Annotated in this window: 13 protein-coding genes; 10 read left to right on the top strand and 3 right to left on the bottom strand. The window is 69.8% G+C overall.

Going from position 1 to position 20,031, the window contains the following annotated elements; translation table 11 throughout:
- The first annotated feature begins 38 nt into the window (after window positions 1-38).
- The 6 genes from mtrB to secA all read left to right on the top strand — a co-directional run bounded on the left by mtrB (window position 39) and on the right by secA (window position 9,953).
- Complete coding sequence (gene mtrB / locus RBS60_RS12445; protein WP_374049277.1) at window positions 39-2,033, top strand: MtrAB system histidine kinase MtrB; 1,995 nt, start codon at window positions 39-41, stop codon at window positions 2,031-2,033.
- Window positions 2,033-3,751, top strand: coding sequence for an LpqB family beta-propeller domain-containing protein (locus RBS60_RS12440; protein ID WP_307958041.1), 1,719 nt, complete (start codon window positions 2,033-2,035; stop codon window positions 3,749-3,751). Before mtrB ends, RBS60_RS12440 begins: the two co-directional genes overlap by 1 nt.
- A gap of 158 nt (window positions 3,752-3,909) precedes the next feature.
- A complete protein-coding gene (locus RBS60_RS12435) occupies window positions 3,910-4,911 on the top strand; it encodes a phosphoribosyltransferase family protein (RefSeq protein ID WP_307957881.1) in 1,002 nt (333 codons plus the stop codon).
- A gap of 144 nt (window positions 4,912-5,055) precedes the next feature.
- On the top strand, window positions 5,056-5,784 hold the full coding sequence (gene hpf / locus RBS60_RS12430) for a ribosome hibernation-promoting factor, HPF/YfiA family (protein ID WP_307957880.1): 729 nt from the start codon (window positions 5,056-5,058) through the stop codon (window positions 5,782-5,784).
- 102 nt (window positions 5,785-5,886) lie between these two features.
- On the top strand, window positions 5,887-7,173 hold the full coding sequence (locus tag RBS60_RS12425; protein WP_307957879.1) for a DNA glycosylase AlkZ-like family protein: 1,287 nt from the start codon (window positions 5,887-5,889) through the stop codon (window positions 7,171-7,173).
- A 59-nt stretch (window positions 7,174-7,232) separates the two neighbouring features.
- Window positions 7,233-9,953, top strand: coding sequence for a preprotein translocase subunit SecA (gene secA / locus RBS60_RS12420; RefSeq protein ID WP_307957878.1), 2,721 nt, complete (start codon window positions 7,233-7,235; stop codon window positions 9,951-9,953).
- Between the two features lie 86 nt (window positions 9,954-10,039).
- Here secA and RBS60_RS12415 read toward each other — a convergent pair whose 3' ends face one another.
- Entirely contained in the window at window positions 10,040-10,786 is a 747-nt protein-coding gene (locus RBS60_RS12415; protein WP_307957877.1) for an Rv3235 family protein, read from the bottom strand.
- Between the two features lie 255 nt (window positions 10,787-11,041).
- A complete protein-coding gene (locus RBS60_RS12410) occupies window positions 11,042-11,977 on the bottom strand; it encodes a LysM domain-containing protein (protein ID WP_307957876.1) in 936 nt (311 codons plus the stop codon).
- 172 nt (window positions 11,978-12,149) lie between these two features.
- Here RBS60_RS12410 and RBS60_RS12405 point away from each other — a divergent pair, with 172 nt between their 5' ends.
- A complete protein-coding gene (locus RBS60_RS12405; RefSeq protein ID WP_307957875.1) occupies window positions 12,150-12,701 on the top strand; it encodes a hypothetical protein in 552 nt (183 codons plus the stop codon).
- 21 nt (window positions 12,702-12,722) lie between these two features.
- Here RBS60_RS12405 and RBS60_RS12400 read toward each other — a convergent pair whose 3' ends face one another.
- The gene (locus RBS60_RS12400) at window positions 12,723-12,944 is read right to left on the bottom strand and encodes a helix-turn-helix domain-containing protein (RefSeq protein ID WP_307957874.1); all 222 of its coding nucleotides are present in this window, start codon (window positions 12,942-12,944) and stop codon (window positions 12,723-12,725) included.
- 158 nt (window positions 12,945-13,102) lie between these two features.
- Between RBS60_RS12400 and RBS60_RS12395 the strand changes: the two genes are divergently transcribed.
- The 3 genes from RBS60_RS12395 to RBS60_RS12385 are packed head-to-tail and all read left to right on the top strand — an operon-like array spanning window position 13,103 to window position 20,010.
- A complete protein-coding gene (locus tag RBS60_RS12395) occupies window positions 13,103-13,744 on the top strand; it encodes an SAF domain-containing protein (RefSeq protein WP_307957873.1) in 642 nt (213 codons plus the stop codon).
- Window positions 13,741-15,054 carry a chromosome partitioning protein gene (locus RBS60_RS12390; protein WP_307957872.1) on the top strand — a complete coding sequence of 438 codons (1,314 nt, stop codon included), beginning with the start codon at window positions 13,741-13,743 and terminating at the stop codon, window positions 15,052-15,054. Before RBS60_RS12395 ends, RBS60_RS12390 begins: the two co-directional genes overlap by 4 nt.
- Before the next feature lie 54 nt (window positions 15,055-15,108).
- Window positions 15,109-20,010 (top strand): NAD-glutamate dehydrogenase, encoded by a 4,902-nt coding sequence (locus RBS60_RS12385; RefSeq protein ID WP_307957871.1) that lies wholly within the window; start codon window positions 15,109-15,111, stop codon window positions 20,008-20,010.
- The last annotated feature ends 21 nt before the right edge of the window (window positions 20,011-20,031 follow it).

The following is a 20,031-nucleotide window of genomic DNA, read 5'->3' as shown; positions in this document are numbered from 1 at the left end:
GCGCGGCGCCAGGCAGCCCATCCACGGACCCCAGAGGCATGGACACGGAGCAGGACCATCGCACTCCCGCCGGGACGCCCCCGGAGGGGGGCGCCTCTGCCGTGCCTGAGGGGACTGAAGCCGGCCACGAGCCCCCGGCGGGCAGCGTCGCGGCGGCCTGGAGCGCCGTCGTGCGTGATCCGCGATGGGAGAAGGCCAGGGAACATGCGCGGATCGCCGCGAAGCGTGCGCGCATCCTCCTCTACAGGGCCGTGCGCACGGCATGGCGCGGGCTCAGGGGCGTCTGGCCGATGGTCGCCGGACTGCGGACCGGGTTCGCCCGCCGGTGGCGGCGCTCGCTCCAGTTCCGCACCGTGCTCATCACGCTCGTGCTCACGTTCGTCTCATTCCTCGCGGTCGGGGCATACCTCTCCAACCAGATAGCCAACAACCTCTTCCAGGAGCGGCTCGCCCAGGCCGAGGTGCAGACCCGGCAGTCGGTCCAGCAGGTCCAGGAGACGTTCGACGGCGCGCAGGTCACCGACCAGCAGGGCGTCCTCAAGCTCGTCAACGACACGCTCAACCAGCTCGAGGCCCGGGAATCCGGCACACCGCGCCAGTACGTCTTCCTCGCCGTGCCCAACCAGGACCAGCCACGAAACCGCTGGGTCGACTCGCGGGCGTCCTACCTGCGCACCGAGAACGACATCCCGCAGTCCCTCCGGGACGCGGTCCAGCATTCGCAGCAGGAGCAATACTGGCAGTCCATCCCGCTCACGGTGGACAACCGCATCCACCCCGCGGTCGCCGTCGGCAACAAGGTCAGCTTCGGCGGCACGGTCTACGAGCTGTACCTCATCTACGACATAGAGACCGCCCAGTCGACTCTCGACGACATGCAGAACGTGCTCTGGTTCGGCGGCATCTTCCTCCTGCTGCTCATCGGCGCCATCACGTGGATCGTCACGCGCAGCGTTGTCTCGCCCGTGAGCCACGCCGCCGCGGTGTCGGAGAAGCTCGCGGCAGGACAGCTCGAGGAGCGCATGGCCGTCGCGGGGGAGGACGAGGTGGCGCGGCTCGGTGCGTCGTTCAACCACATGGCGGCCAACCTGCAGGAGCAGATCACGGCGCTCGCTAACCTCTCCCGCATGCAGCAGCGGTTCGTCTCCGACGTGAGCCACGAGCTCCGCACCCCGCTGACCACCGTGCGCATGGCGGCGGAGGTCCTCCATGATGCCCGGGACGAGTTCAACCCCGTCACGAAGCGCTCGGCCGAGCTACTGTACAACCAGGTGGAGCGCTTCCAGGCCCTCCTGAACGATCTGCTCGAGATCTCCCGCTTCGACGCGGGCGCCGCCGTCCTCGACGCCGAGGCCCAGGACATCCTCCCCGTGATCCGCGCGGTCATCGAGACGGCTGCGCCGATCGCGGCCGACTCCGGGTCCGAGGTCCGGCTCTTCTCACGCGCGCCGAGCATCATCGTGGACATGGACGACCGCCGGATCGAGCGGGTGCTTCGGAACCTCCTCCTCAATGCCCTCGAGCACGGCGAGGGCCGCCCCGTGGAGGTCTTCGTCGCGGCCAACGCCGACGCCGTCGGGGTGTCCGTGCGCGATCATGGGATCGGGATGTCCCCGACCGAGGCGTCCCGCGTGTTCGACCGCTTCTGGCGCGCCGACCCGGCCCGCGCACGCACCACCGGCGGGTCCGGCCTTGGCCTCTCGATCGCGATCGAGGACGTCAAACTGCACAACGGCTGGCTGCAGGCCTGGGGCGAGCGCGGCGAGGGCTCGTGCTTCCGCCTGACCCTGCCGCTGCGGAGCGGGGGGACGATCGCCGAATCGCCCGTCGCGCTCGAGCCGGCCGGGGGCGACGTCGTGCTCGTCGAGGAGCAGGCGACGCGCGGGGTCCTGCTGGGAATGCCGCAGGTTTCGCACGCCCAGCGGCTGGCGGGTGCCGCGCACGACGCCGCGGGGACGCCTACCGCCGACCCTCACCTCGCGCGCGGCGAGGGCCCCGCCGCGACGGGCGGCCGGACGGACGAGAGGCCGTGATGCGGCGCGTCATCCCCGCAGCGCTGGTCGCGCTCCTCCTCGCCCTCGCCGCCCTCGCCGGGTGCGCCCAGATCCCCACGACGGGTCCGGTGGGCAAGAGCCGCGACGGCGCCGTGACCCTCGGAAACGCGCCCCAGTACATCCCGCCGGGCCCGCGTGACGGCTCGACTCCCCAGGCCACGATCGAGGGGTTCTTCAATGCCGGCAGCGGCTACCAGAACGACTTCACGGTCGCGAGGCAGTTCCTCGCACCGGCGCAGTCCGTCTCGTGGAAGCCCAGCAACCGGACGCTCGTGTACCGGGGGAGCGCCACCGTGGTCGCCAATGGGCAGGAGAACGGCTACAGCTACGAGTTCGATCTCGCCTACTCCGTCGACGGCGAGGGGATCGCGACCCCCTTCCCTGCGGGGACCAAGGAGCACATCGACGTCACGCTGTCCCAGGTGGATGGCCAGTGGCGCGTCTCGAAGCTCCCGGATGGCACGGCCATTCCTGAGGAAACCTTCAAGCAGCTCTACAAGTCGTTCCCGCTGTACTTCTACGACCCCTCATTCACGATCCTCGTGCCGGATGTGCGCTGGTTCATCGACAACTCCGGTGTCGCGAAGTCCCTCGTGAGCGCCCTCATCGCAGGGCCGGCTCCGTACCTGCGCTCGGCCGTCACGACGGCCTTCCCGCAGGGCATCCATCTCGAACGGGAGTCGGTGCCCATCGTGGACAACACCGCGCAGGTCGACTTCACGTCCGAGCTTCGCGACGCGTCGTTCACCGACCGGCAGCGGATGCGGAACCAGCTCCTGCGGACCTTCACAGGCATCAGCTCGGTGGTGGGCGTCACCCTCCGCTCGAACCAGAGCGATGTGGCCATCGATGATCCGAGCGGCGGAAGGGCCGCTCCCGACCCGATCGTGGACCCCAAGGTCCCCTCGTGGCAGATCGGGGTGGCCGGCGGCGAGCTCGTGCAGTACGTCAATCGGCAGGCCACGCGGATCGACGGGCTGCGCAGCGTGTCCCAGTTCGGCCCGCACCAGCCGGCGGCCGCCGTGACGCAGCATCTCTATGCGTTCATCGGCGACGGGCCGGCGCTCTACTCCGTCATGCCGGATCAAGCCCCGCGCCTCCTCGACTCGAGGACGCGACTGAGCCCGCCCTCGATCAGCCCGTTCGACTGGATCTGGACGGCCGGCCCCGGGGCAAACGGCGCCACCGAGGTTGTGGCCTACAAGCCGGCGGGCGTGGCCGAGGGCGCCGAGGTTCCGAAGGTGACGATGGCACCGGGCTGGCTTGCCGGGCGCACCGTCGAGGATCTGAGGATTTCGCGGGATGGTGCGCGCGCGCTCGTCCTCTCGACGCAGGGAGGATCCACGGTGCTCCAGCTGGCCGGCGTCGTCCGGGCCGCGGACGGGACGCCGCGTGAGCTCACGACGCCGATCACGCTCTCGACCACCGAGATGAACCCCCGCCGGGCGGTCTGGGTCGACGAAGTCACGGTGCTCGTTTCGGGTGTTTCCGCGAACGACCCGGTCACGCCGGAACTGGTGTCCCTCAAGGGCGGAGACCCGCGCCAGCTTCCGGCACTGGCGGGAATCCAGTCGGTCTCGGCGGGCAACGGCGATCAGGAGATCACCGCGCAGACCTCGGCCGGGGTTTTCCTGCTTGCGCGCACCACGTGGATCGACGTGGGCAAGGGCGTCGAGGGGCTCTCCTCCGCGGGATAGCGCTGTGTCCGCGCGGTGCGGGCGAGGGCCCAGGGAAAGCCTGTGTTCGTCGACGGGAGGAATCCCCACGGTGGGTCCGAGAACGGGCTCCGTCTCGGGTTGTCCACATACGGGTCCGACGGGTGGTGCAGAGCCGCGTGCACGGGCAGGCTCGGGGTATGGGGAGCGCGAGGAAGTCGGCCGAACCGGTGGTCGCGGCCGGGCGGCACGCCGGGCGGCCGCTGGGGCTCTCGGCACGCTTTCGCGACGGCCTGATGGCGGTAGCGGGCGAGCTGCTCGGGCTGGTGGTTCCCGTCGAATGCGTCGCCTGCGGAGCGCCCGATACCCAGCTGTGCCCCGCCTGCACGAGGAGGCTGAGGACACTGACCGCCCGGCCCGCACGTGTCGACGAGCATGCTCCGGCCCTCATCGAGGCGAGCGGGCGGGTGCTGCTCCCGGCGGTGGCGGCTGGCCCCTACCGCAACGAGCTCTCGCTCGCGCTCCTGGCCTTCAAACGCCACGGGAGTGCGGCCCTCGCGGGGGAGCTGTCCGCCGCCCTGGCCCGCGCCCTCCGCGCCGCCGCGGGATCCGCGGGCGGGGGAGTCCTGCTCGTGCCGGTGCCCACGAGCCGGTCCGCCTACCTGCGCCGGGGCTTCGACCCGCTCAGGCTCCTCCTGACGCGCGTTCGCCGCGAGGCGCGGCTTCCGCCGGGTACAGCATGGGTCGAGGCGCTGGGGCCCCGCCGCCGGGCCCTCAGGGAACGCGCTGCTGCCGTCGCCGCCAGGGCGGTGGGGGCTGGGGAGAGCTCCCAGAAGGGGCTGGGCCGGTCCCAGCGACGGTCCCGCGTCTCCGGCTCGCTGACCGCCCTCCCGCAACCGAGGGTCCTGGGCCATGGCACGGGGCACGGTGCGGGAGCGCGCGGCACCGCGCTCGGTGCGCCACGTCGTGGACAACGATCGCTTCGGCAGTCCCTGCGTGGCCGACGGTGCGTCGTCGTCGATGACGTCCTGACGACTGGCGCCACGGTGCGGGAGGCGGCGCGGGCACTCGAGGCGGTCGGCGCCGTCGTCCTCGGAGTGGTGACGCTGGCCTACGTTCCCCACCCAGAGGCGCCGGGACGTGGCCCGCCGGCTACGCTCGGGGCGGACAGACCGGATTCAAGGTCAACAGGGGATGAATAAACGGTGACGATCCACTAACGTCAGTGGTAGGTCCCCTAGCCAGAAGGACCTGTCGATAGCGGCTCAGAAAGGGGCTCGACTGTCTGACGACGGAGCCCCTCAGAGCCGACATCGGGCTGAACTCAGAAGTATCTGGAGGGCACCATGGAGTTCAACATCAGCGGACGCAACCTGACGGTGTCGGATCGTTTCCGCGAGTACGCGAGCGAGAAGCTCGAGAAGATCGAAGCCTTGGCCGACAAGGTCCAGCGCGTCGATGCGAAGTGCTCCAAGCAGAACAACGCCAAGTCCGGCGCAGACCAGCTCACGGTTGAGCTGACCGTCACCGGCCGCGGGCCGGTGATCCGAGCCGAGGCCACGGCCCCGGACAAGTTCGCGGCGTTCGACCTCGCGTACGGCAAGCTCCTCGAACGTCTGCGGCGGGCCAAGGACCGGCGCAAGGTCCACCACGGCAAGCACACGCCGGTCGCCGTCAACGCCGCCACAGCCTCCCTCCCCGTGGTGAGCGGCAGCACGCCGATCTACGAGGAGACTGCCCTGGAGGCGACCGCGGGCGCGGCAACGGAGCCGGCATCGCCGTACGAGGTCGAGAACGACATCCCGGCCGGAGACTCGCCCGTGTTGATCCGCCGCAAGGTCTTCCCCGCCGCGACTCTCACCCTCGATGACGCAGTGGACAACATGGAGCTCGTGGGTCACGACTTCTACCTCTTCATCGACGCGGACACGAACACTCCCTCCGTCGTGTACCGGCGCCGAGGGTGGACGTACGGGGTGATCAGCCTCGACCAGGCGTGCGAGCCCGGGGGAGACAAGGTCGAGGAGAAGATCCTCGCCTACCGCTCAAGTGACGCGGGCGCCGTTGTTCCCTGACGAATCGGCCTCCACTGCCCCAGTGGCGCAGACTGACGCGGCGGCGGTCCCCAGCGGGGCCGCCGCCGCGGCGTGCTGCGAGCCTGTCCGGGGGGTCGCCGCGTGACGGTGCGGCTCACCCTCGCTCAGGCGCGCCGCATGGCGCTCGCCGCGCAGGGGCTGCACCGTCCCCGGCCCTCCGTGCAAGCGTCGACGAGGACGCTCGTGCGGACCTTCGAGCGGCTCCAGGTAGTCCAGATCGACTCCGTCAACGTCCTCGCACGCAGCCACTACCTGCCGTTCTTCTCACGGCTCGGACCCTACGACCGGGCCGCGCTGGACCGGCTCTCGGCCCGGAGCCCGCGGCGGATGGTCGAGTACTGGGCACACGAGGCGAGCTATGTCCGGCCCGAACACTTCGAACCGCTGCGGGCCTGGCAGCGGCGAAAGTGGGTCGGGGCCCACGACCTCGATCCCCTGGAACGCGCCGGGCTGGCCGAGCGGATCCTGGCCGTCCTTGCCACGAGCCGGCCGCTCACCGCGGCCGCGCTCACCGGGCGGCTCGGCCACGTCGAGGAACGTCGGCGGGATCAGTGGGGGTGGAACTGGAATGCCGTCCAGCACGTGCTCGGGTCGCTCTTCGAGGACGGGCTCGTCAGCTCTGCCGGCCGGACGTCCTCGTTCGAGCGCCGCTACACGCTCACCTCGGCGATCGTTCCGGGTGCATCGCTGCCTGCCGACGGCGGGGCGGGCTATGCGCGCGACGGCGGCCCGGACGATGGTCTCCGCGTGCTGACCCGCGCGGCAGTCGGTGCGCACGGCATCGGGACGGCTCGGTGCGTGGCCGACTACTTCCGCCTGCCGGTCCGGCCCGTTGAGATGGTGCTCCGCGAGCTCGTCTCCACGGGAGAGGTCGAGGTGGTCGAGGTGCCGGGTTGGGGGACGCTCTACAAGGATTCGGCGGCCGCGCTCCCGCGTTCCGCCACGGGCCGCGCGCTGCTCAGCCCCTTCGATTCACTCGTATTCGAGCGGCGCCGGCTCGAGCAGCTCTTCGGCTTCAAGTACCGCATCGAGATCTACACGCCGGCTGAGCGTCGCGAGTACGGGTACTACGTGCTCCCCTTCCTCCTGCGAGATGTCATGGCGGCACGGGTCGACCTCAAGGCGGACCGTGTGGCCGGGACGCTGCTCGTCCATGCTGCGCACGGCGAGCCGGACGCCCCGGCGGACACCGCCGTCGAGCTCGCCGCCGAACTCCGGCTCCTCGCGGACTGGCTCGAGCTCGACGACGTGCGGGTCGCCGACCGCGGAAACCTCGCCGTGGCGCTGCGTCGCGCCGCCCCACCACGGGTGGAGGCCAGCGGGACAGGGAACCAGAGCGCGGTCCCGCGCGTGTCTCCCGTAGACTGAATCCCGCCGCAGCGCACGACTGCTGCTGCCCACGCCATTGACAAGGGAGCGAAAGCCACGTGGCAAACCTTCTCGAGAAACTCCTGCGAACCGGTGACCGCCGGACGCTCAAGCAGCTGCGGGTCTACGCAGATGCCATCAACGCGCTGGAGGACGAGTTCAGGGGCTTCACCGACGCGGAGCTGCGGGGCGAGACCGACCGCCTGCGGGAACGCCACGAGGACGGCGAGACGCTCGACGACCTGCTGCCCGAAGCGTTCGCGGCCGTCCGTGAGGCCGCGGGGCGCACGCTCGGGATGCGTCACTTCGACGTCCAGCTTATGGGCGGCGCGGCGCTGCATCTCGGCAACATCGCCGAAATGAAGACCGGTGAGGGCAAGACCCTCGTGGCTACCGCCCCGGCGTACCTCAACGCTCTCTCGGGCAAGGGCGTCCACGTGGTCACGGTCAACGACTACCTCGCCGAGTACCAGTCCGAGCTCATGGGCCGTGTGTACCGGTTCCTCGGCATCTCGAGCGGATGCATCCTCTCCAACATGGATCCGGCGGAGCGCAAGCTGCAGTACGACGCGGGCATCACGTACGGAACCAACAACGAGTTCGGGTTCGACTACCTCCGCGACAACATGGCGTGGGACCAGAGCGAACTCGTCCAGCGAGGCCACAACTTCGCGGTCGTCGACGAAGTTGACTCGATCCTCATCGACGAGGCACGCACCCCGCTCATCATCTCGGGCCCGGGTCAGGGTGACGCCAACCGCTGGTACTCCGAATTCTCGAAGCTCGTGCTCCGCCTGGGCGACGGCGACTACGAAGTCGACGAGAAGAAGCGCACGGTGGGTGTCCTCGAGCCCGGCATCGAGAAGGTCGAGGACTACCTCGGCATCCACAACCTCTACGAGTCCGCCAACACCCCGCTCATCGGGTTCCTCAACAATGCCATCAAGGCCAAGGAGCTCTTTAAGCGAGACAAGGACTACGTGGTGCTCGACGGCGAGGTGCTCATCGTCGACGAGCACACCGGCCGCATCCTCCCCGGCCGCCGCTACAACGAGGGCATGCACCAGGCCATCGAGGCCAAGGAGGGCGTGGAGATCAAGGCCGAGAACCAGACGCTCGCCACGGTCACCCTCCAGAACTACTTCCGCCTGTACGAGAAGCTCTCGGGGATGACGGGAACGGCCGAGACCGAGGCCGCCGAGTTCATGAGCACCTACAAGCTCGGGGTCGTGCCGATCCCGACCAACCAGCCCATGGCACGCATCGACCAGTCTGACCTCGTGTACAAGAACGAGGTGGTCAAGTTCGACGCCGTCGTGAAGGACATCTCGCGGCGGCACGCGACCGGGCAGCCGGTGCTCGTGGGCACCACGAGCGTCGAGAAGAGCGAATACCTCTCCAAGGCCCTCGCGAAGGCCGGGGTCCGCCACGAGGTCCTCAACGCGAAGAACCACGCGCGTGAGGCCGCGATCGTCGCGCAGGCAGGCCGCAAGGGCGCCGTCACTGTGGCCACCAACATGGCCGGCCGCGGCACGGATATCATGCTCGGCGGCAACGCCGAGTTCATGGCCGTTGCCGATCTCGCGGCGAAGGGCCTCGACCCTGAGGAGAACTCCGCAGAATACGAGGCCGCGTGGCCAGCCGCCCTCGAGGCAGCGAACAGCGCGGTCAAGGCCGAGCATGAGGAGGTGCTCGAGCTGGGCGGCCTCTACGTCCTCGGCACCGAGCGCCATGAGTCGCGGCGCATCGACAACCAGCTCCGCGGCCGGTCCGGCCGTCAGGGCGACCCCGGCGAGTCGCGGTTCTACCTCTCGCTCACCGACGACCTCATGCGCCTCTTCGGGACCGGCGGGGCCGAGCGCCTCATGGCCTCTAGCCTGCCGGATGACACCGCGCTCGAGTCGAAGATGGTATCCCGGGCTATCCAGTCCGCGCAGGCACAGGTTGAGGGCCGCAACGCCGAGCAGCGCAAGAACGTGCTCAAGTACGACGACGTGCTCAACCGTCAGCGCGAGGCCATCTACGGCGACCGCCGCCGCATCCTCGAGGGCGACGACCTCCACGAGAAGGTGCAGTTCTTCTTGGAAGACACTCTGACCGCGATGGTCGAGTCGGCCACAGCCGAGGGCAACGGCGACGACTGGGACTTCCACGCGCTGTGGGGCAATCTGCGCACGATCTTCCCGATTTCCATCACTCCCCAGGACATCATCGACGAGGCCGGCGGCAAGCCGCGTGTCACCGTCGAGATGCTCAAGGAGGAGATCATCTCGGACGCGAAGCTCATCTATGCCGAGCGCGAGGCGCAGATCGGGCCGGACACGATGCGCGACGTCGAGCGCCGGGTGGTGCTCTCGGTGGTGGGCCGCAAGTGGCAGGAGCACCTCTACGAGATGGACTACCTCAAGGAGGGCATCGGCCTGCGGGCGATGGCCCAGCGTGATCCCCTCGTCGAGTATCAGCGCGAGGGCTTCGGCATGTTCCAGACCATGATGGAGGGCATCCGCGAGGAGTCGGTCGCCTTCCTGTTCAACCTCGAGATCCAGCCTGCCGAAGGAGTCCCAGCGGTGCAGGAGGCTCCGGCGCAGCCGGCTCAGCTGCAGTACTCGGCGCCGTCGGAGGACGGGTCCGCCGAAACGCACATCGAGCAGGCAAGGTCACGGGCGCCCCAGAACGGCGGGGCAGCCCGTCAGCAGCCAGGGCAGAAGCCGGCAGCCGGACAGAAGGGTCCGTCGCGTCCTTCGTCGAAGGGGGCACCGGGCCGCCGTTCAAAGCGCTGACGCCCGTGGAGTCCTGACGGTGCCGGAGGCCCGCCCCTGATCGAGGGGCGGGCCTCCGGCGTTCGTCCCGCCGCTGAAGGATGGAGTCAGCCGACCTCGAGGGCCGTGACCTGCCAGGACGGGCCAGCCGCCTCGAGGCGCAGGGCCACGGCGCGGCAACGCGCGGCGTCGGACACGACGACGGCTGCCTCATAGACCCCAGGCTGCACGAGCGTGGCATGGACGGCCTTGACCGCCGCGGACCGGTGGAGGAGGGCGATCCTCGGAGCGTCGTTCCCGGAAACGGCACGTTTGCCTGCCATGGCGGCGCGTCGCAGATCTGCCCGGAGCTGGATGGGAGGGAGGAGGTCCCGATGGAGCCACGGCGCGAGCTGCATGACGGGCCTCGTCCCGGCGAGGACCTCCATGGCGGCTCGGGTGATGGCCGCCGCAAGCTTGCGGACCTCCTCCGCCTCGCGCGGCGAGGGAACGGCGTGCAGCCGGCGGGCGGGCCGCTCGCCGGGCTCCGGCGCGAGCGCCGAGCTCCCGGCAGTCCGCAGTCGTCCGCCGGGTCGGGGCGCGGGCGCCTGGGTGGGCCGGTGGAAATGCAGGACGTCGGCGGTGCGGAGCCCGCTCTCGACGACCTGGGGCGCCTTGCGGGACGTTCGCGTTCGGGTGACGGCGGCGAGGTCTGCGATATTTGTGGCACCTGCATCGTTGACGTTGTTTGCGGTGTCGGCAACCGCGGCGGGTGCGGGCACCCGGGGTGAGGTGCGTTCGGTGTTGGCCCGAGCGGCAGCGGGACGGGCAGATCCTGCGGCGGACGCAGGGCTGGCGACGGTGGGTGCGGTCATGGCAGGAATCCTTCGGCTGGGCTGCCGCAGCGCGTGCGGCAGGGAGGCGGCGCCCGACCAGAGGTGGGCGAGGTGGAACCGATGGGGCATGGGTGCGCGCGAAGCGTGACGGCGCGCGCCTCTCGAGGTGCGGGCGGCTGGGGGCCCAGTGGCCGGAAAGTGGGGAGTTCGGACACGGCCGCGGCCGGAGGGTAGGAAGTCCGGATGGGCCGCGATCGGAAGGTACTCGCGGCTCGCGGCCGGGGCAGGCTGGGCTCAGCGCGGCGGGACGAGCAGCTGGCCGGGCCGGATCAGGTGGGGGCTGTCCCCGATGACTCCTTCGTTGGCGTCGTACCAGTCGGGCCATACGGCCGCGACCTCGAGGTCCGTTGCCCCAGGGCCGAGGTGCCGGGCGACGATGGACCAGAGGCTGTCTCCTGGGCGGACTTCCACGGGTTCCCTCGCGGAGCCTGCCGTCTCCCGCTTCGGCTGTTGCACGAGCAGCCCAGGGTCGGCAGGCACTGCGGGGGGAATCCACGCGGCTTGCGAAGGTGTGGGCGCAGCTGAGGGTGTGGGCGTGGCTGCCGCCGACGAGGGTTGGGCTGACGGGAGCGGTGAGGAGGGGCTGGCGGAAGGCGGAGCGGCTGGCAGCGCCGCGGCACCAACCGTTCCCCCCGCGGCCGCTGTTCCCCCCGCGGGCGCTGTTTCTCCCGCGGCTAGGGGGCCGGCGCTGCTCGGTCCGGCCGGCACCAGTGAGGCGGACGCCGACTGCTCAGATGGGGCAGCGTGCCATGCTGGATCGGGCAGGCCATCGGCGTGCGCCGCCGGAGCGGCCACGAGGCTCAGCCCGAGCGCCGCCATCGCCAGCCGGCGCATGAAGAGCGGAGCCAGGGCCCCGGTACGCTGAGATGCCCGATGGGAGCCCGCCGCCGCAAGGAGAGCGGATGCGATCGCCAGCGTCGCCGAGAAGACCCACCACGCCACGACCGAAAGGCCGATGATGCTGGCGAGAAGCCCCAGGAGGACGTCGACGCGCGGCTCGCTCGCGCCGTCGAGCGCGGCGGGAACGATCCGCAGCCAGTCGCCCAACCTGTTGGGCGCGATATTCCCCGCGAGCGTTCCTCCCGCGACCACTAGCACAGCCCCGAGCGCGAGTACGGCGGTAGTGACAAGGGCGTCCCCCGCGAGCTGCTGCCGTTGTGTGTTCTCCATGAGACCCCCCGGTCAGTCTGGCCATCAATGGCTATTTTCTTCACTTGGATGCAGTTTGATGCTGTTTGATAAATCTGAATCAAGTTTGATCATGAAACTCGGCAATTGTCCAGTGGAGGCCTGCTTTGAGTCGGATTGACCGCCCGGACGATTCCTCCCTAGGGTGATCGACATGCGCTGGGACGATGTGTTCGCCGATCTCGAAGGGCAGCTGGCAGCCGCGGGCCAGTTGGACCGGGAGGCCCAGGTGGCCGAGCTCGTGCGGGCGGAACAGGGTGCAATCGCCCTCGAAGACCGCCTGCGGGGTCAGGGCGAGACTCCGGTCCACGTGATGCTCACGGGCGGCGTCCGGTTCCGCGGCACGCTCCGGCAGATCTCCGAGACCTGGTTCATCCTCGAGTCGGCGCCGCACAGCGTTCTCGCCCCTCTCCGGTCCGTCGTGACGGTGGCCGGTCTCGGGCGAAGGTCACGGACGGAGGCGTCCACAGTGCGCCGGACCCGCTCGCTGGCGTCGGCGCTGCGGACACTCGCGCGCGACCGTGCCCTCGTGACCTGCTTCCTTCAGTCGGGGCATTCCGAACCGCTGACAGTCAACGGAACGATCGACACCGTCGGGGCCGACTATCTCGAGGTCATGCCGGTTCACGGAAGGAGCGGGTCAGAGGTCAGCGGTGCTGTGGCGGTGCCATTCGGGGCCCTGATCGCGGTGCGGTCCGGGGGCTAGGAGGTCCCGAGGCCTGGAGGATCAGCTCCCCGAGTGGGCTCGGCGGTTCTCGGCGAGCGCCTTCTCAGCTCTCGCATAGCTCTCCTGGATGTACTCCTCGAGCTTGACGTCCTCGACCCGCCACTGCCCCCGCCCTCCGACCTGGATGGCCTTGAGCTCCCCGCTGCGCACGAGGGCGTAGCCCTGCGCCGGGCTGATCTGGAGCTGCTCGCACACATCCGCGAGCGTCAGGAAACGAGGCATGGACACATTCTGCCACTTGAAGGCACCGTTCGGAGCGGATTGATGCAGTTATCCACAGTTTGATGCCGTTTGGCGCGGTGTGACTTGGGCCGGACGCCGCCCCCCGGACAGAATGACGCAGGGGGCCGGTCAGCGGCCTGCGACTGGAGGGGAACGCAATGCCAGCTGCCGAGAATGCACCGGGGACCCGGCTCACGAAGCCGTCATGGAAGGATCCGCGGCTGCTCGTGGGTCTCCTTCTCGTGCTCGCATCCATCGCGGGCGTGGTCGCTCTCGTGGATGCCGCGGACAAGACGGTCGGAGCGTACGCCGCGAAGGAGGACATCGCCGTCGGCCAGACGATCGACGCGAGTCGGCTCGTCCGCGTCGACGTCCGGCTCGGGGACGCGGAGGGGCGCTACCTGGCCCCGGACGCCCTGCCGGAGGGCAAAGTCGCGCTCCAGCGCGTGGCCAAGGGTGACCTCGTGCCGGCATCGAGTCTCGGCGAGCCGCGCGCCGTCGACCGCAAGCCCGTCTCGATCAGCATTGCCCAGTCGCTCCCGGCCGAGGCCACGGTCGGGACGCGCGTGGACGTGTGGGTGGCGCTGCCCGATGGGCGCAACGGCTTCGCGGAGCCCAAGCTGCTCGTCCCGGGTGCCGAGATCGCCCACATCGAGGCGTCCTCGACGACCCTCGGCGGCAGCCGCGAGACGCACGTGCTCGTGCTGGTGGAGGATGCCAAGCTCGCCCAGGTGCTCGGGGCGCAGGCGAACAGCGCCAAGGTCTCCCTCGTCTGGAACCCCACGGGCGGCCCCCGATGAGCATTCCGGTCGTCACCATCGGCGCCGGCCAGGCCGAGCTCGTCGGCTCACTCGAGCGGCTCCACGGACCGGTCACCGTGGTGCGCCGCTGCTCCGAGCTCGAGGAGCTCGTCGCGGCCTGCCAGACGGGGCTGGCCCGCGCGGCCGTCGTCGCCGGCGGCACCCAGGACATCACGGCGACGCTCATCGACCGCCTCGCCACGGTAGGCGTCGCCCTCGTGGGCCTCACGGATGACGACGCCGAGCGGGGCCGGCTCGCGGGGCTCGGGGTCCTCGCGGCTCCCGAGGCCGTGCCGGCGCCGGAGCTCGCGCGGCTTATCGGCGAGGCCGTCGACAGGGCGCCGGCGAGCTCGGGCGCCGGGCCGTCGTCGTCCTTCGGGCTCGCGGGGGCGCGGCCAGCCACCTCGACGGAAGAGGCGGCGCCGGTCGGGGACGCCGCCGCAGCGGTGGAGGAAGGGGAGATCCTCGCGGTTTGGGGGCCCATCGGCTCGCCGGGCCGGACCACCGTTGCCGTCAACTGCGCCGCCGAGCTCGCCGCGTCCGGCCGGAGCATCATCCTCGTCGACGCTGACACGTACGGAGGCTCCGTTGCGGGAGTCCTCGGCCTGCTCGACGATTCCGCCGGGCTCGCCCAGGCGTGCAGGCTCGCCGATCAGGGTCTCCTCGACCGGAGTGCGCTCGAGCGGCTGGCCACGCCCGTCGTCATCGGCGGAGGCATTCTCCGCGTCCTCACGGGACTGACGCGGGCTGACCGGTGGCCCGAGCTGCGAGCGGCGGCCCTTGGCAGGGTCCTCGAGCGCTGCCGCGAGCTCGCTGAGACTGTCGTCGTGGATACCGGCTTCTGCCTCGAGGCGGATGAGGAGCTTAGCTTCGACACCATGGCACCCCGCCGCAACGGAACGACCCTGCGTGCGCTCGAGCTTGCGGACCGCGTGTTCGCCGTGGGCGCGGCAGACTCGATCGGTATGCCCCGCTTGGTGCGGGCGCTCGCGGAGCTCGATCAAGCGGTCCCGGGTTCGGCCCCGACGGTCGTGTTCAACAAGGTGCGCCCCTCGGCCCTCGGCCGGTTCCCGGAGCGCGCCCTGCGCGAGGCCTGGGAGAGGTTTGGGCCCGGGGCTCCGATCGCGGCCATGATTCCGCACGACGCGGGCGCTGCCGACGCGGCACTCCTCAACGGGCAGGTTCTGCTCGAATGCGCCCCCGAGTCTGCGCTGCGGCACGGAATCGCGGAACTCGTCTGTGCATCTGTACGGCAGAATCGAAGATTCGCTGGACGCAGAACCAAAGCCGTGACGCAAGTGCCGCGCTAGGCTCGGGTGAGAGGGCTGCGAAGTGGCAACCCCGTTCCCTGGAGGCGAGCCAGAGTGTCGACCGGTACTGCCCAGCAGACCCCCTTTCCATCAGCGGATCAGGAATCCCGCTTCCTTGCCAACTACTACGAGCATCTCGCCGAGGAGGACCGGCAGGCGTACAGCGCCGAGGCGCTCGCCGAGCGGGCACGGCAGCACTGGGCCGTCGCCGAGGGCCGGGAGACCGGCACCGCGAACATCGCCGTCACGGACGAGGGCGGCCGAAGCGTCGTCTACATCGTCACCGATGACATGCCGTTCCTCGTCGACTCTGTGAGCGCCGAGCTCGTCCGCGAGGGCGCGCCGATCCACCTCGTGGTCCACCCGATGTTCGTCGTGACCCGGCGCAAGAGCGACGGCGTGCTCGTCGCCGTCGACCGCGTGCCCGCCCAGTGGGGGATGACGAGCGGAGACACGGCCACGATGCCGCTGCTGAGCGCACTCGTCTCCGACGGCGACAACGCCACGCACATCGAGTCGTGGATCGCCGTCGAGACGAACCGTGCCTCGGCCGCGGTCAAGACCCAGCTCATCGAGGGCATCCGCCGCGTCCTCGGCGACGTACGCGCGGCCGTCGATGACTGGCAGCCCATGCGCGCCAAGGCCCTCGAGATCGCCGACGGCCTCGGATCCGTCGCCGGGGCCGAGGACATTCCCGACCTCACATCGACTCAGGACCTGCTCCGCTGGCTCGACGCCGGCAACTTCACTTTCCTCGGGTACCGCGAGTACGACCTCAAGTCGGTCAATGGCGAGGACGTCCTCGAGCTCGTCGACGGCAGCGGGCTGGGACTGCTGCGCGGCGAGGGCTCCCATGCTCTCCAGCACCTCACCGCCGAGGGCCAGGCCCACGCGCGCGAGCGGCGCGCTCTCAACATCACGAAGGCGAACTCCCGCAGCACCGTCCACCGCCGGACGTACCTCGACTACATCGGGATCAAGCGCTTCGACGCGCAGGGCCAGGTCGACGGCGAGCGTCGCTTCATCGGGCTGTTCGCCTCGAGCGCGTACACCCAGTCGGCGCGGACCGTCCCGATCGTCAAGGACAAGATCGACGAGGTCATGCGCCGCTCGGGGTTCCCCGCCGACTCGCACTCGGGCAAGGACCTCCTGGCGATCCTCGAGACCTACCCGCGCGACGAGCTCATGCAGATCGATACCGAGACCCTCCTCGAGACGGTCACGCGGATCCACCGCCTCCAGGAGCGCCGCCGCACGCGGCTCTTCCTCCGCCCGGACATCTACGGCCGGTTCATGAACGCCGTCGTCTACCTGCCGAAGGACCGCTACAACACCGCGGTGCGCCGCCGGATCGAGCAGGAGCTCGCGAAGGAGTTCCACTCCTCCTCGATCGACTACGACTCGCAGATGAGCGATTCCGCTCTCGCCCGCCTGTACTTCCGGATTCGGCTGCCCAAGGACACCGAGTCCGCCCCGGTTGACCTCGCGGCCGTCGACAGGGATGCCCTCGAGCAGAGGCTCGTGACGGCGACCCGCTCCTGGAGCGAGGGCATCGCGCAGGTGCTGCACGAGAACCGTCCGCTCGACGCGGCCGAGCACCTTGCGGCGGTGTGGGGCGAGGCCTTCCCCGCGTCGTACCGCGTTGACTTCGGCATCGACGACGCCCTCGAGGACATCACACGCTTCGAGGAGTACGCCGCCCAGCGCGTGGGGGGCGAGGCAGCGGCCGACGGCGCGAGCGCCGCGCTGTCCGAGCGTCCCGCGGTCCACGTCTACCTCCCGCACGACGACGGCGAGGCCCTCGAGGAGGACGCCCGCGTCAAGCTCTACCTCTTCGAGCCCAAGAGCCTGAGCCAGATCCTGCCGTACTTCCACAATCTGGGCCTCGAGGTGCTCGATGAGCGCCCGTTCGAGATCGAGACGGGGGATTCGCGGGAGTTCTTCCTGTATGACCTTGGGCTCAAGTACCCGGCCGGCGTCGACCCCCTCTCCACCGGGGGCCTGCTCGCCGAGTCGTTCGGCCAGGCCCTCGCGGGTGAGACCGAATCGGACAACATCGACCGGCTCGTGCTGCGGGAGGGCCTCCGTTCCCGCCAGGCACAGATCCTGCGTGCGTACGCGAAGTACATGCGCCAGATCGGGAACATGAACTCCTACGGTTTCATCGCGGACACGCTGCTCGGCAACGCGGACGTGACGCGCCGTCTCGTGGCCTACTTCGAGGCCCGCTTCGACCCCGAGCTCGGCGACGCCGAACGTGCCGAGCGTTCCGCGCAGATCAAGACCGAGCTCGTCGACGCGCTCGAGCAGGTTCCGACGCTCGACGCCGACCGCCTCCTGCGCACGTTCATCAACCTCATCGACTCCACGCTGCGCACCAACTACTACCTCGGCCACTCGTACCTGAGCTTCAAGCTGCGACCCGGCCAGATCGAGGGCCTGCCCTCGCCGAAGCCCGCCTACGAGATCTGGGTCTATTCGCCGCGGGTCGAGGGTGTGCACTTGAGGTTCGGCAAGGTAGCCCGCGGCGGGCTGCGCTGGTCCGACCGCCGCGAGGACTTTCGCACGGAGATCCTCGGGCTCGTCAAGGCGCAGGTCGTCAAGAACGCCGTCATCGTCCCCACGGGTGCGAAGGGCGGCTTCTACGCCAAGCGGCTCCCGGATCCCTCGCGGGACCGTGCGGCATGGCTCGCCGAGGGCGTCGAGAGCTACAAGACGTTCATCCGCGGACTCCTCGACATCACGGACAATCGCCTCACCGTGGTGGGGGACAACGGGGTGGCGACCGAACAGGTTGTGCCGCCGGCCGGCGTCGTGCGCCATGACGACGACGACACGTACCTCGTGGTCGCGGCCGACAAGGGCACGGCGAGCTTCTCCGACATTGCCAACGGGCTCTCCCTTGACTACGGCTTCTGGCTCGGCGACGCCTTCGCGTCCGGCGGGTCGGTGGGCTACGACCACAAGGCCATGGGCATCACGGCCCGCGGCGCGTGGGAGTCAGTCAAGCGACACTTCAGCGAGCTCGATCTGGACACGCAGACCGAGGACTTCACCGTGGTCGGGGTGGGCGACATGTCCGGCGATGTGTTCGGCAACGGCATGCTCCTCTCGGAGCACATCCGCCTTGTCGCGGCCTTCGACCACCGGCACATCTTCCTGGACCCGACGCCCGACGCCGCTGCCTCCTTCGCGGAGCGTCGGCGCCTGTTCAACCTTCCGCGCTCCTCGTGGGACGACTACGACCGCGCCCTCATCAGCGCCGGCGGCGGGGTGTTCCCGCGGAGCGCGAAGTGGATCCCCGTCTCCGACGAGGTTCGCGCAGCGCTTGGCCTCCCGGACGGCACAACGCAGCTGAGCGTCACCGACATGCTCCGCGCCGTGCTGCTCGCGCCGGTCGACCTCTTCTACAACGGCGGCATCGGAACGTACTTCAAGGCCAGCACCGAGACGAATGCGGAGGTCGGCGACAAGGCCAACGACGCGATCCGCATCGACGGGCGCGACCTGCGGGTCAAGGTCGTGGGCGAGGGCGGCAACCTCGGCTTCACCCAGCACGGCCGCATCGAGGCGGCGCTCCAGGGCGTCATCATCAACACGGATGCGATCGACAACTCGGCCGGCGTCGACACGTCGGACCATGAGGTCAACATCAAGATCTTCGTGGACCGCATGGTCGCCGCGGGCAAGCTGTCCGCGGCCGAGCGGGCCGCCTTCCTGGCTACGATGACCGACGAGGTGGGACGTCTGGTCCTGGCGGACAACGTCGACCAGAACATCCTCCTCGTCAACGACCGCGCGAGGGTCGTCGAGTGGAGCCCGAGCTTCGAGCGACTCATGGACTGGCTCGAGAAGGAGGCGGACCTCAACCGCGACATCGAGTCGCTGCCGACCACGGCGCAGCTGCACAAGCGACTCGAGCAGGGCCAGGGACTCACCGCGCCCGAGCTCTCGGTCCTCGTCGCCTACGCCAAGATCGAGCTGACCGAGGCCCTGCGCGACAGCAACCTCGCCGACGACCCGTGGTTCAAGGACACCCTGCGGAACTACTTCCCAGTGGAGATCGCCGAGCGGTTCGGGGACGAGCTCGACAGCCACCCGCTGCGCCGCGAGATCATTGCGACCGTCGTCGCGAACGACATGATCAACCTCGGCGGCATCACGTTCGCCTTCCGCACCATCGAGGAGACGAGCGCGACGCCGGCCGCCGTCGCCAAGGCGTTCGTCGCCCTGCGCGAGGTGTACCGGCTCGACGAGATGACCGATGAGCTCAATGCGCTCCCCGCATCGTTCCCGACCGAGCACTGGACCGCCATCCACCTCGACGTGCGGCGGCTCCTGGACCGTGCCGTCCGCTGGCTCCTCCACCAGGGGACCTCCGGACAGGACATCGCGGGCGTGGTCGATACGTACCGGGCGCCGCTCGCGGCGCTGCGCTCAAAGCTCCTGAACTACCTGCGCGGGCAGGACGCCGAACGCGTGGGATCGTGGCTCGAGAAGGCCCGCACGTGGGGTCTGCCCGAGGGGCTCGCCCACCGCTGGGCCGAGCTGTTCGAGAGCTATGCGCTCCTGGACGTCGCACGGATCGCCCAGACCACCGGGGCCGGGGTGGAGCAGGTGGCAGGCGTCTACTACACCGTGTTCAACCGCTTCCAGATCGACAGTCTGCTCGAGCGGATCACGGCGCTCCCGCGCCGCGACCGCTGGGAGGCCCTCGCGAGGGCCGCCCTGCGGGACGACCTCTACAGCACCGTGTCCGACTTCACGCGCTCCGTCATGGATGCCGCACCGGACTCCCTGTCGCCGGACGCCAGGCTCGAGGTGTGGGCGGGGGAGAACCGCGATCAGCTGGACCGCGCGGCGGCGATGTTCACCGAGGTCAACTCCCTCGAGCGCGACGACATGGCCTCGCTCTCGGTAGCATTGAGGCTGCTGCGGTCGATCGTGCGTCACTAGCGCGCTGACGCGAGAGGCCGC

It is taken from the genome of Sinomonas sp. ASV486, from assembly GCF_030908215.1.
Taxonomy (GTDB): Bacteria; Actinomycetota; Actinomycetes; order Actinomycetales; family Micrococcaceae; genus Sinomonas; species Sinomonas puerhi.
The sequence above is the reverse complement of the archived record's forward strand: the minus strand, read 5'-3'. Positions and strand labels throughout refer to the sequence as shown.

What these genes read in the sequence shown, in the direction of transcription:
- mtrB (WP_374049277.1), top strand. Translation starts at nt 39, where the DNA reads ATGGACACGGAGCAGGACCATCGCACTCCCGCCGGGACGCCCCCGGAG.
- RBS60_RS12440 (WP_307958041.1), top strand. Translation starts at nt 2,033, where the DNA reads ATGCGGCGCGTCATCCCCGCAGCGCTGGTCGCGCTCCTCCTCGCCCTC.
- RBS60_RS12435 (WP_307957881.1), top strand. Translation starts at nt 3,910, where the DNA reads ATGGGGAGCGCGAGGAAGTCGGCCGAACCGGTGGTCGCGGCCGGGCGG.
- hpf (WP_307957880.1), top strand. Translation starts at nt 5,056, where the DNA reads ATGGAGTTCAACATCAGCGGACGCAACCTGACGGTGTCGGATCGTTTC.
- RBS60_RS12415 (WP_307957877.1), bottom strand. Translation starts at nt 10,786, where the DNA reads ATGACCGCACCCACCGTCGCCAGCCCTGCGTCCGCCGCAGGATCTGCC.
- RBS60_RS12410 (WP_307957876.1), bottom strand. Translation starts at nt 11,977, where the DNA reads ATGGAGAACACACAACGGCAGCAGCTCGCGGGGGACGCCCTTGTCACT.
- RBS60_RS12405 (WP_307957875.1), top strand. Translation starts at nt 12,150, where the DNA reads ATGCGCTGGGACGATGTGTTCGCCGATCTCGAAGGGCAGCTGGCAGCC.
- RBS60_RS12400 (WP_307957874.1), bottom strand. Translation starts at nt 12,944, where the DNA reads ATGCCTCGTTTCCTGACGCTCGCGGATGTGTGCGAGCAGCTCCAGATC.
- RBS60_RS12395 (WP_307957873.1), top strand. Translation starts at nt 13,103, where the DNA reads ATGCCAGCTGCCGAGAATGCACCGGGGACCCGGCTCACGAAGCCGTCA.
- RBS60_RS12390 (WP_307957872.1), top strand. Translation starts at nt 13,741, where the DNA reads ATGAGCATTCCGGTCGTCACCATCGGCGCCGGCCAGGCCGAGCTCGTC.